Source organism: Dialister sp. (assembly GCF_047832375.1).
GTDB lineage: Bacteria > Bacillota > Negativicutes > Veillonellales > Dialisteraceae > Dialister.
Map to the genome: position 1 here is coordinate 1 of NZ_CP181256.1, position 12,348 is coordinate 12,348.

General features: G+C 51.1%; 8 protein-coding genes. All 8 read left to right on the forward strand.

Features of this window, described 5'->3' with window-relative positions; genetic code table 11:
* Positions 1 to 1,059 precede the first annotated feature (1,059 nt).
* On the forward strand, positions 1,060 to 1,800 hold the full coding sequence (locus tag ACFWUL_RS00005) for a VanZ family protein (protein WP_416177410.1): 741 nt from the start codon (positions 1,060 to 1,062) through the stop codon (positions 1,798 to 1,800).
* 126 nt (positions 1,801 to 1,926) lie between these two features.
* Positions 1,927 to 2,721, forward strand: coding sequence for a tyrosine-protein phosphatase (locus tag ACFWUL_RS00010; RefSeq protein ID WP_416177411.1), 795 nt, complete (start codon positions 1,927 to 1,929; stop codon positions 2,719 to 2,721).
* A 1,083-nt stretch (positions 2,722 to 3,804) separates the two neighbouring features.
* Positions 3,805 to 5,322, forward strand: a complete 1,518-nt coding sequence (locus ACFWUL_RS00015; RefSeq protein ID WP_416177412.1) for a capsule assembly Wzi family protein — start codon at positions 3,805 to 3,807, stop codon at positions 5,320 to 5,322.
* Between the two features lie 921 nt (positions 5,323 to 6,243).
* Entirely contained in the window at positions 6,244 to 7,566 is a 1,323-nt protein-coding gene (locus ACFWUL_RS00020; protein WP_416176962.1) for an IS4 family transposase, read from the forward strand.
* Between the two features lie 1,179 nt (positions 7,567 to 8,745).
* Positions 8,746 to 9,381, forward strand: coding sequence for a polysaccharide biosynthesis/export family protein (locus ACFWUL_RS00025; RefSeq protein WP_416178129.1), 636 nt, complete (start codon positions 8,746 to 8,748; stop codon positions 9,379 to 9,381).
* A gap of 144 nt (positions 9,382 to 9,525) precedes the next feature.
* Positions 9,526 to 9,936, forward strand: a complete 411-nt coding sequence (locus ACFWUL_RS00030) for a four helix bundle protein (protein ID WP_416177413.1) — start codon at positions 9,526 to 9,528, stop codon at positions 9,934 to 9,936.
* A 66-nt stretch (positions 9,937 to 10,002) separates the two neighbouring features.
* Positions 10,003 to 11,463: a GumC family protein gene (locus ACFWUL_RS00035; RefSeq protein ID WP_416177414.1), complete on the forward strand. Its 1,461-nt coding sequence runs from the start codon at positions 10,003 to 10,005 to the stop codon at positions 11,461 to 11,463.
* Complete coding sequence (locus tag ACFWUL_RS00040) at positions 11,460 to 12,329, forward strand: CpsD/CapB family tyrosine-protein kinase (RefSeq protein ID WP_416177415.1); 870 nt, start codon at positions 11,460 to 11,462, stop codon at positions 12,327 to 12,329. The genes ACFWUL_RS00035 and ACFWUL_RS00040 overlap by 4 nt, the downstream gene beginning before the upstream one ends.
* Positions 12,330 to 12,348 lie beyond the last annotated feature (19 nt).

A 12,348-nucleotide genomic window follows, 5' to 3' on the forward strand; every position in this document is an offset into this window, starting at 1 on the left:
CCCCCCGCTCGCGGGGGGAGGGGGACCACGAAGTGGTGGAAGGGGGTTTCTCCAAGCGGTCGATGCCTGCGAAGCGGGCATAAGAACTCTGTCAAAGGAAAGGGTGCCATCAAACATAAAGGGGTACCCACCATCATTTACCATTGCACTGATGCCCCCTTCCGTCTCGCTGCGCTCGCCACCCACCCCCTAAATGGGGGTGGGCAAGAAAAAGATGGATTCCCCCTTCCGTCTCGCTCCGCTCGCCACCCACCCCCAAGTGGGGGTGGGCAAGAAAAAGATGGATTCCCCCTTCCGTCTCGCTCCGCTCGCCACCCACCCCCTAAGTGGGGGTGGGCAAGAAAAATGGAGGAGAGGAACGGTTAACTCAAACCCTTGCTTTCCTTAAGCTTGCGGGGTGGTGAGGTGAACCACGTTCCCAAAACTTGCCTCCCCCTGCTTGCAGGGGGAGGGGGACCACGAAGTGGTGGAAGGGGGTGCCTTAAAGCGGTCGATGCCTGCGAAGCGGGCATAAGAACTCTGTCAAAGGAAAGGGGGCCATCAAACATAAAGGGGCACCCACCATCATTTACCATTGCACTGATTCCCCCTTCCGTCTCGCTCCGCTCGCCACCCACCCCCAAGTGGGGGTGGGCAAGAAAAAGATGGATTCCCCCTTCCGTCTCGCTCCGCTCGCCACCCACCCTAAGTGGGGGTGGGCAAGAAAAAGATGGATGCCCCCTTCCGTCTCGCTCCGCTCGCCACCCACCCCCTAAGTGGGGGTGGGCAAGAAAAATGGAGGAGAGGAACGGTTAACTCAAACCCTTGCTTTCCTTAAGCTTGCGGGGTGGTGAGGTGAACCATGTTCCCAAAACTTGCCTCCCCCCGCTCGCGGGGGGAGGGGGACCACGAAGTGGTGGAAGGGGGTTGCTCCAAGCGGTCGATGCCTGCGAAGCGGGCATAAGAACTCTGTCAAAGGAAAGGGTGCCATCAAACATAAAGGGGTACCCACCATCATTTACCATTGCACTGATGCCCCCTTCCGTCTCGCTGCGCTCGCCACCCACCCCCTAAATGGGGGTGGGCAAGAAAAAGATGGATGCCCCCTTCCGTCTCGCTCTGCTCGCCACCCACCCCCAAGTGGGGGTGGGCAAGAAAAAGATGGATGCCCCCTTCCGCGCCACCCACCCCCCTAAATGGGGGTGGGCAAGAAAAAGATGGATGCCCCTTTCCATCTCGCACTGCTCGCCACCCATCCCCCGAAGCGGGAATGGGCAGGTAAAATCAGGAGGAGACTTCCCAGGGAGGCCGGTGGCCGCAAAGCGGACACAATATGAGCTCATCAGTACTCACCATAGCCTTCCTTTGTCCTTACTCATACACATGAAAAAATATTTACTTACAGTTCTTTCTCTTTTTATTATTTGTTTTATATGGCATAATTCTATGGCAGATGCGCCCCATTCCAGCAGGGAAAGCATATATGTTCTTCATCTGATTCAGCATTATCTGTATATGCTTCCTGACGTAGGGCATTTAACCAATGGCGTTTTGCGGAAACTGGCACATCTTACAGAATACTCCTGGCTGGGGATCGCTTTATACAGCGCTTTCAGAGTGTTTCGTATTTCCCATGGGGGAAAATGTACGCTGGTGATTTCTTTTCTTGTCGCATCTGTAGACGAATGTATCCAGCTCTTTTCTCCTGGAAGAAGTGCGGAGTTTAAAGATGTACTGATTGATACCACCGGTGCAGGTCTTGGAATCCTTTTAGTGGCTGTTTTGACAGGGATATGGAATCGATTTGTTTTGAGCAGGTAAAATGCGAAGATCCTTTCTGTTTCGCTGCTCTTGTCCCCCCTTCCTGTGCCCGTAAGGGAAGACAGGAAAAAATCAGAACAAAGAGCTAAGAACCATAAAACATAACCTTGAAAAGGAGAATCGCCTATGATCGATATACATTCTCACATACTTTATGATATAGAAGGGGATGACGGCTCCCGATCCGAGACCATGTCCCTGGGCATGCTCAGGCAGGCAGCTGCATCCGGCACTACCCATATTTTTGCTACTCCCCATATGCATCGCCATGAGGTGGTGCCTTCCTGGTCTTCCATTGAGGAGAGAGTGGCGGAGCTGCAGCAAAAGGCTGATGCAGAGGGGATTCCCATCACCATTCATACCGGGGCAGAAGTCAGTCTCGATTACGATACGCTGCAGTACTTGCCTGGCGGAGAGAATACAGATTACTGCCTGGGTGGTACCCATTATCTGCTAGTAGAACTCACGCCACAGAGCGAACCGGAAATGGTGTCTAAGCTTTTTTATGAGCTCCAGCTTCGAGGATATATATTGATACTGGCTCATCCGGAGAGGTACCACCGTATTATGCGTCATCCGGAAACGGTTTTTCGCTGGATGCAGGATGGGCTTCTCACGCAGAGCAATGTAGGAAGCTTTGACGGACTTTTTGGCGAAGATGCGCAGAAAAATGTAGAGAATCTATACCGCCATCATATGATCTGTTTTCTGGGAAGTGATGGGCATAGGACAGATTGGAGAAATCCTGATACTCGCAAGGCCCATGAGGCGATTAACCGATTCACCGGAAGCGGAGAATTTTGGGAAACCTGCAGCAGGAATGCTGAAATGATTTTAAAAAATCGCGTTTTTTATCCGAAAATTCCTGATGCCTATGAAATGAAAAAGAAGGGATTCTTTGCCCGCCTTTTTGGGAAATAATTGGAATAAAGGACGAGCTTGGAATGGGGGCTGTGAAAAATGCATGAATGACACAGTGACCACTATCATTTCGGCACGTACCCCCCGTTCGAGATGACCCGGGGGCTTCAGCTTTCCGTCAGGAAAAACATAGAAAAAGGGCTATGAAGAAATGATGACCATTTTTTCACAGCCCTTTTTATGTAATCTTTATTTCATGCCATCTATCCTTTGCATCCCCAATCATGAAAAATCAGAATCCGGAGTATAGAAAACAGGCAGTGCTTCTATAAAACGGATGGCATCCATATATTTTTGGCATAATGTTAAATCTGTGCTTTAACATAAGCTATAGGGTGCTATAATATGAATATAAAAAAATCTTCAATAACAGCGAGTAAAGAAAGGGCATCCCGAATAGAAAGGGGCACCATTGCACTGATGCCCCCTTCCGTCTCGCTCCGCTCGCCACCCACCCCCTAAGTGGGGGTGGGCAAGAAAAAGATGGATGCCCCCTTCCGTCTCGCTCCGCTCGCCACCCACCCCCCAAGTGGGGGTGGGCAAGAAAACATGGAGGCCCCCTTCCGTCTCGCTGCGCTCGCCACTCACCCCCTAAGTGGGGGTGGGCAAGAAAAACATGGAGGAGAGGGGCGATTAACCCAAAACCTTGCCTCCCCCTGCTTGCAGGGGGAGGGGGGACCACGTCTCTACCTCAAATCTTGCCTCCCCCCCTGCTCGCGGTGGCAAGGGACCACGTTCCCAAAACCTTGCCTCCCCCCGCTCGCGGGGGGAGGGGGACCGCGTTCCCAAAACCTTGCCTCCCCCCGCTCGCGGGGGGAGGGGGACCACGAAGTGGTGGAAGGGGGTGGCCGCTCCAAGCGGTCGATGCCTGCGAAGCGGGCATAAGAACTCTGTCAAAGGAAAGGGTGCCATCAAACATAAAGGGGCAGGTGAATCAGACCACTCATCTTGCGGGAAGACAGCCTGCGGCTTCTTGTCCGATGCAGATATAGAGTCTGCCTTTTTAAGAATCCTCATGCACTGCTGCGTCATGGGGCTCGACATGAATGAATCATCACTTGCCTAAGGAGGAAAAGATAGAATATGCAAATCGTAAAGAAAACCCTTGCTGCGGCGGTTATACTGGCATTAACCGGCCCGGCTTTTGTTATGGCCGCAGACAGAACCACTGCCAACGTGTCCGTAGACAGTGTTTACTATTCCTATATTGATAAATTATCCGGCATGGGATACCTGAAGACGCTTCCGAATGGCGCCCGCCCCTACAGCCGTATGCAGATGGCCCGCTGGTGCCTGGAAGCTGAAGAAAAATCAGCAGAAAAACCTATGCCGGCCTATCTGGCTGATGAGCTGAAAGCACTGGAAAACTACCTGGCCCCGGAAATGGCCTCCCTTAAGGGCAATCCCACGGAAGACACTCTGCGCCTTAGAAGCGTGGCAGTCGAAGGGGACTACCTGAAAGCTGACCGGTTCAGCTACAGCGATGCCACCGATTCCGGCAGCTGGGCTCCCTTTGGAGCAAACAGGAATGGTCACAAGTATGGAAGAAATGGAAATCTGGCCCTTTCGGCTGAAGTATCCGGTAACATTGGGCATGAAACGGCTATTTCCATCAAAGGGCGCACATCCTGGGATAAGGATAACGACGGCACTGCTTCCCTGGAAGAAGCCTACATCAAGACCAGGGCAGGTTCTTTTGCCTTCGAAGCAGGCCGACAGGCTCTCACCTGGGGCGAAGGGTACAGCGGACATCTCCTTCTGGGAAATCAGATGAAACCTCTTACCACACTGCAGGCCCACCTTGCCAATCCGGTCAAAATCGGCGGTTTCTTCCATTTTCTGGGAGACTTTGATTTCCATGCCTTCTACGGGCAGCTGGATAAAGATAGAGCGTCCGATGCGCAGGGCAGAGGCGTCACCGATTATGATCATCCCGGTATCCTGGGCCTTCGCGTCGACCTGACACCGGCAGACTGGGTCACCCTTGGCGCTTCCCGCGTATCCATGATGGGCGGGAAACACCACAGTCTGGACCGGTCAGACTGGCGGAAATGGACATTTGGATCCAATGAAGACAATAACGACAAATGGGATGACATCGGCGGCTTTGATTTCAAACTCCGCTTCCCCGCATTTCAGCTCTATGGTGAATTCATGGGCGAAGACCAGGCCGGAGGCCTCCCAAGCAAATGGGGCTGGCGCCTGGGCACCTATATCCCGAAATTGAATGCGGATGGATCCTGGGACATGATTCTGGAAACCGCTAAAACCACAGACGTATGGTACAGCCACTGGGTATTCCAGAATGGATGGACCTACAGCGGAGACATTATGGGCGATGATATGGGAAATGATGCAAGAAAGTACTACGCCCGCATTAACCATTACCTGCCTGGAGAAAAAACACTCTCTTTCTACGGCCTTCGCACAGAACGTCAGAAAAACCGGGACGGCGCCACCGTGAATGAAGCCGGAATTACAGGCCGCATGAAACTTCATGGCAATATGTACCTTGACGGCACCCTGGGCTATGCCGGAGTTAAAAACCACGGCACTGACCATGACTACTTCGGCGGAGTCAAAGTGGAGTGGGATTTTTGAGAAGTTCTACTTTCTGATGCCCCCTTCCGTCTCGCTCCGCTCGCCACCCACCCCCTAAGTGGGGGTGGGCAAGAAACATGGAGGAGAGGGGCGATTAACCCAAAACCTTGCCTCCCCCTGCTTGCAGGGGGAGGGGGACCGCGTCTCTACCTTAAATCTTGCCTCCCCCCTGCTCGCGGTGGCAAGGGACCACGTTCCCAAACCCTTGCCTCCCCCCGCTCGCGGGGGGAGGGGGACCGTGTTTCCAAAAACTTGCCTCCCCCTGCTTGCAGGGGGAGGGGGACCGTGTTTCCAAAAACTTGCCTCCCCCCGCTCGCGGGGGGAGGGGGACCGCGAAGTGGTGGAGGGGGTTGCTCCAAGCGGTCGATGCCTGCGAAGCGGGCATAAGAACTCTGTCAAAGGAAAGGGGGCCATCAAACATAAAGGGGCACCCACCATCATTTACCATTGCACTGATGCCCCCTTCCGTTTCGCTCCGCTCGCCACCCACCCCCAAAATGGGGGTGGGCAAGAAAAACATGGATGCCCCCTTCCGTCTCGCTCCGCTCGCCACCCACCCCCCTAAGTGGGGTGGGCAAGAAAAATGGAGGAGAGGAACAGTTAACTCAAACCCTTGCTTTCCTTAAGCTTGCGGGGTGGTGAGGTGCACCACGTTCCCAAAACTTGCCTCCCCCCTGCTCGCGGTGGCAAGGGACCACGTTCCCAAAACTTGCCTCCCCCCGCTCGCGGGCAATGCTATTCAGTTAAGCGTTTTACACAAGCATACGTTATAACGACGTGTGCTTTTTTTGTGTCTAAAAAAAGCTTAGGTTTACAAAAAAATATAAAAACATCAAAAAAAGGCTTGACAAATCCTCAAAAATTTGAGGCTCCGCCTGTTAGTAAGGGAACCACCCCAATTGTTAACAAGGAGGATTTGTTATGATCAATTTTGAAAAGCAAGTCAGAAAAATTTTTAGGAGCCACGTTCAACATGTTATTGACAATCCCAAGTTGTATGGGATTAACCCCAGATTTTTTACCCGGGTACGGAAATGGCCTATTGCACGTATTCTTTTAGTTATGTATAAGATGCAGACCGGCACCTTGCCAGATATCCTTTTCAAGAATTTCATTGAGATGGATGAATTTGGTGACTCAACTCCTTCTGCGTTCATTCAGCAGCGGCAGAAACTCACGACGGAAGTTTTTACCACCATTTTCAGGAATGTCCTCAAGGACCTGCACCGGTTACTTGAGCTTAAGAGATACCATGGCAAATTCCTTATCGCCTGCGATGGCTCAGATTCGCCCATGCCTACTCCAGTGTTACCTGTTCCAGATGACTGCAGTCCATTTGGGAGGCCACAGTACCATATGGATCATGTAAATGCTTTTTATGACGTTCTAAACCATCTCTATCTGGCAATTACGACTAAACCAAAGCTGTCATGCAATGAGCAGCGCGAACTTCTGGAGCTGGCCCAAATACTGTCCCAAGAGCATCCTATCTATAAACCCGAGGATACGGTCATCATCAGTGACCGTGGTTATGAAGGCTATCAGGTCCTGTGTCTGCTTACTCAAATGGGTTTTGGATACGTCATCCGGGCAAAAGGTCCGAGTGCAGGCATTCTTTCAGCCAAAGGGCTTAATCTCCCGGATGGCATCACCAACAAAGAAATAACAATCACTGTCCATGTAAGGCGCAGTGCCAAAGGAATCTATCATAAGGAATCCAGTGAAAAGTTCCGGCCTGAGACAGATATGATGCTGAGAATCCGCATCGTGTCCTCGGTTTCGCCAAGTGGGGATGTCCAGTATTACCTTACCAACCTGGATATCCGGTCATTTTCTGCCTCAGAGATTGGATGTATTTACAGAAAGCGCTGGCAGGTTGAAACAGCTTTCCGCCATTTGAAATATGGAGTAGGAGCCATCGTATTTCACTCCAAGTTCCTGCTCTATCAGGAAATGGAACTGTATGCGGCACTTACGTTGTATAACTGTGTTGCAGCCATCATAAACCATATTCCTATTCAGGAAATTGATGCACACCACAAGTACCGGTACAAGGTTAATTTCAAAGCAGGAGTTCTGCCCTGCCTGCACTATTTATTCTGTACGGAAGAGCAGGCGAATTCTTTCAATTTGACTAAGCGACTCGAGGCCTACAAAGTAGCTATCATTCACAACAGGCATTACGACCGTGGAAGAATTGAAAAGAAGGTCCATGCCTTCGAGGGAAAACCTACCGGATTCTAAGGAATATTGTCAACTAAGATATCCAAGCTATTAACACGGATAAATCCGAAAAAAATCTGCAATTTTCGGTTCTTTTCGCATGCAATAATCTAACTTGTAAAAATAACTGATGTAAAAAAGATTGTTTAGGCAAAGCAAAAATGGCGAATTTATGGCAAGTTCACAATAATATTGCATCCCTAAAAGACATATTTTGCTCGTTTTTCTCTTAACTTAATAGCATTGCGCTCGCGGGGGGAGGGGGGACCACGTCCTCTACCTCAAATCTTGCCTCCCCCTGCTTGCAGGGGGAGGGGGACCACGAAGTGGTGGAAGGGGGCCGCTCCAAGCGGTCGATGCCTGCGAAGCGGGCATAAGAACTCTGTCAAAGGAAAGGGTGCCATCAAACATAAAGGGGCACCCACCATCATTTACCATTGCACTGATGCCCCCTTCCGTCTCGCTCCGCTCGCCACCCACCCCCAAAATGGGGGTGGGCAAGAAAAACATGGATGCCCCCTTCCGTCTCGCTCCGCTCGCCACCCACCCCCCTAAGTGGGGTGGGCGAGAAAAACATGGAGGAGAGGGGCGATTAACCCAGAACCTTGCCTCCCCCCGCTTGCAGGGGGGAGGGGACCGTGTTTTCCAAAAACTTGCCTCCCCCCGCTCGCGGGGGGAGGGGGACCACGAAGTGGTGGAAGGGGGGTGCCTTAAAGCGGTCGATGCCTGCGAAGCGGGCATAAGAACTCTGTCAAAGGAAAGGGGGCCATCAAACATAAAGGGGCACCCACCATCATTTACCATTGCACTGATGCCCCCTTCCGTCTCGCTTTGCTCGCCACCCATCCACTAAGTGGGGGTGGGCAAGAAAAACATGGAGGAGAGGGGCGATTAACCCAAAACCTTGCCTCCCCCTGCTTGTCAGGCGGACATTCTGCATAGGATGTCCGAGTCAGCCTAAGTTGGCCTCTAGACTGCCCATTAAGAGGCCTTCCTTTTGCAAGGCTGACCGGTGGAGGGGAGACCACGAAGTGGTGGAAGGGGTGGCCGTAGGCCACTATGACAAGAACCAAGAAACTTTTATTTCTTTCCTTTTATCTGATATAATAGAATTAACATTTAGTTATAAGTTTTAACCTATAGTTATACATGAACGGAAGTTTTCACGGGGGATTACAAATGAAAAAGACACTCCTTGTTATGGCAGCTGCTTTGGGGCTGGCGGGCGGACTGGTCCTGTCAGCTCAAGCGGAGGACTATACCCTTCGCTCCGGAGACCAGCTGTCTATTATTGTGGCGCAGGACGAAACCATCAGCACCAGCCCTACTGCCAATTTCACGCCCTACGTTGTACGCCCTGACGGGAAGGTGGCCATCCCCTATGTGGGAGAAATCTATGCCAGCGGCATGACCGTAGCCCAGTTCACCGACACCGTTAAAGCAGGACTTTCCAAATACATCGTTGATCCCGACGTAGCGGTGAACATCGTCAAATGGGGCTCCGTCCGCGTCTACGTATTCGGCGAAGTCCACAAGCCCGGTGCCTATGAACTCACCAAAGGTCACACTGTCATGGACGCCATCGGTGCCGCGGAAGGCTTTACATGGGATACGGCCAAGAAGAAAATTTTCCTTATCCATCAGGACGACACAAATAAGGCCATTCCTGTCCACCTGAACGACATGCTGAAAACAGGCAATATGAAAGAAAACTATACCCTGCGGGAAGGCGACATTCTCTACCTTACCAAGAACAGCAAGATTAACTTCGCCAGAGACATAGCTCCATTCCTTAGCGGTGCCTACATGGTTTCTGAAATTAAGGATAATAACTGATAGAGTTTCTGGTTTCTAGTTTCTGGTTTCTAGTTTCTGGTTTCTAGTTTTTAGTTTTTAGTTTCTGATTCGTGTGGGTTCGTGAACCGGAAAATCAGATAGGAATCTACAAAGAAAGTGTATTTTATAGATGGGAGCCATGCTATGCAGAGCTATAAAGATTTGTGGATATGGCAGGAATCAAAAAGGCTGGTCAAGGCTGTCTATGTTCTTACTGCTTCATTTCCTCCCGCAGAAATATATGCCATGACATCTCAGCTTCGGCGGGCGGCTGTTTCTATCAGCTCAAATATTGCTGAGGGAGCCGGCCGTGGGACATTAAAGGAATATATTCATTTTCTCTATAATGCACGAGGTTCTGCTTATGAAGTAGAAACACAACTGCTCATCTGCATGGATTTGGGGCTTGCACCTAAAGAGAAAATAGAGCCTCTGCTGCAAATGGAAGCAAATACAGCCGGAGGAATCAATCGATTGATTGACCGGCTTGAATCTTCATTACAAATATCAAAAAAGCAAATATCAAGAAACAAGAAGCAAGAAACTAGAAACTAGAAACTATTCCCCTTCTAACCCTCCCATATGATTCAAAAGTAATCCCTCACATAAAGGAGCAAACAATTGCAAGATCAGGAAATTGACTTGAAAGAGCTATGGCAGATCATAGATGACAACAAGAAGACCATAGCAAAGGTGACAGCTGGATTTCTTGCTGTGGCTGCGGCGTACCTGATCGTGGTGCCGCCCACGTACCAGTCCACCTCACTTCTCCGCATAAAGCAGGATAAGGGACTGTCCAGTTCTATTCTGAGTGCCCTGCCTACCGGAAGCGACCAGATGATCAAACAGGAAATGAATACCGATGCGGAAATCCTCAAAAGCCGCAACGTAGTCATTCCTGTGATTAAACAGACGGAAGAACTGAAAGACGGAAAATATCCGGACTACGAAGGCTACGTGAAAGGCCGTATTACCACCAAGCCCTACAAGGATACCCAGATACTGGAAGTCGATGTGACAGGCAGGACACCGGAAAAAGCACAGGAAGCCAATTCCCTTCTGGTGAAAGGATTTCTGAACCGTTTGACCGAGCTCTCCCATGCTGAATCTCAGGCCACCAGGAAATTTCTGGAACAGCGTGTCGCTTCCGCCAAAACAGAACTGGCAGGAGCAGAAGATCGGCTGAAAGCCTACCAGGTAGCCCACAAGATTTACTCCACCACGGACCAGATGAAAGGCCTGGCGGACCAGCTCACCGAACTTGACAAAGCGAAAGCCCAGAACCAGCTGGATCTGGAAACGGCGCAGGCAGCTTTGGGAAGCATCAAAGGACAGCTCTCCGACGCCGGAGCAGGAATCGCCGACAGCCCGGCTATTCAGCAGTACAAGACACAGCTGGCCCAGCTGGAAGCCACCAAAGCATCCTACACCGGCAAATATACCGATGAACATCCGAAAATGCAGGAAATCAACCAGCAGATTGCCCAGACCAGACAGGCCCTCAATGATGAAATTTCCAAAATCGTAGCCCAGCAGGCCCCATCCTCCAGTGCCGTTCAGCAGAAACTGCTGTCCGATAAATTCTCCAGCGAAGCAGCCATTGCCGTAGCCCAGAGCAAAAATGCAGCCATTGCTGCCCTGGAAAAGAAAAACGATGCAGAAATCGCCAAGCTGCCGGAAGACCAGCAGGGATACATCCGCGTGAAACGAGACGCCGACGTGGCCCAGGAAATCTACGTCATGCTGGCCAAGAGACTGGAAGAAGCGAAAGTTGCCGAAGTCATGGTACCGAATGAAGTCCAGGTCATCGACGAAGCCACACTTCCGGAGCGTCCTATCAAGCCGAGAAAAGCGCTGACCCTTGCCCTCGCGGCCATCCTCGGCATCCTTGCCGGATCCGGCTACACTGTGGCGAAAGCCCTCATGTACCGTAAAATCCGCTCCTCCGAAGACGTGGAACAGTACCTTCAGCTCCCCGTACTGGGATCTATTCCTGATGCAGACAGCCTGAAAGAGCAGGACAATCAAAAAGAAACAGGATTCAAAGCACTCATTCACAGCCTGCGGGGAGGTAAAAAATGAACGAAGACATCCAACTGATTACAGAAATTGACAAACGCTCTCCCATAGCGGAAGCCTACCGCTCCATCCGCACCAACCTTCAATTTGCCGGAGCCCTGCCGGTAAGGAACACCGTTGAGTGTCATATCAGTAGCCGCTCCATCCGCACCAACCTTCAATTTGCCGGAGCCGGTAAAGAACTGAAATACATCAGCTTCACCTCCGCCATCCCCAGCGAAGGGAAATCCACCACCATCTCCAACGTGGCGATCACCATGGGACAGGACGGGAAAAAAGTCCTCCTCATTGACTGCGATATGAGAAAACCGGTGCAGCATAAGATCTTTGGCCTCCGGAACATCGGCCTTTCCAATATCATCGCTATGGGAAAAACCTTTGACGAAGTGGTGCAGAAAGACGTCTACCACAACCTGGACGTCCTTGTCTGCGGTCCTATTCCGCCCAACCCCTCCGAACTTCTGGGCTCCAAACGAATGCAGGACCTGCTGGATGAAGTCAAAGACAAATACGACTACATCCTTCTGGATATGCCTCCTATCCTTGCCGTCACCGATGCCGCCGTCATGGCCAGCAAAGTGGACGGAGTGGTCTTAATTATCCGCTCCGGATTCGTTTCTCCTGAAGAAGCCAAAGAAGCTAAAAAGAGACTCCTCCAGGGCAGAGCCAACATCCTTGGCGTCATCCTCAACGCCGTTCCCCAGGCCAGACACAATGGCTACGGCTATGGATATTACTATTACTACTACGATAATGACCATGTAAAACACAAAAAAGAAGGCTACCACCAGGGAAAACAGAACCCCATAGAGATGGTAAGACAAGGAGCAGAAAAACTCGTCCTCCACCTCAAGAGCATGAGAGGATAAAAGCAGTGCCATAACCCTT

What these genes read in the sequence shown, in the direction of transcription:
- ACFWUL_RS00010 (WP_416177411.1), top strand. Translation starts at nt 1,927, where the DNA reads ATGATCGATATACATTCTCACATACTTTATGATATAGAAGGGGATGAC.
- ACFWUL_RS00015 (WP_416177412.1), top strand. Translation starts at nt 3,805, where the DNA reads ATGCAAATCGTAAAGAAAACCCTTGCTGCGGCGGTTATACTGGCATTA.
- ACFWUL_RS00020 (WP_416176962.1), top strand. Translation starts at nt 6,244, where the DNA reads ATGATCAATTTTGAAAAGCAAGTCAGAAAAATTTTTAGGAGCCACGTT.
- ACFWUL_RS00025 (WP_416178129.1), top strand. Translation starts at nt 8,746, where the DNA reads ATGGCAGCTGCTTTGGGGCTGGCGGGCGGACTGGTCCTGTCAGCTCAA.
- ACFWUL_RS00030 (WP_416177413.1), top strand. Translation starts at nt 9,526, where the DNA reads ATGCAGAGCTATAAAGATTTGTGGATATGGCAGGAATCAAAAAGGCTG.
- ACFWUL_RS00040 (WP_416177415.1), top strand. Translation starts at nt 11,460, where the DNA reads ATGAACGAAGACATCCAACTGATTACAGAAATTGACAAACGCTCTCCC.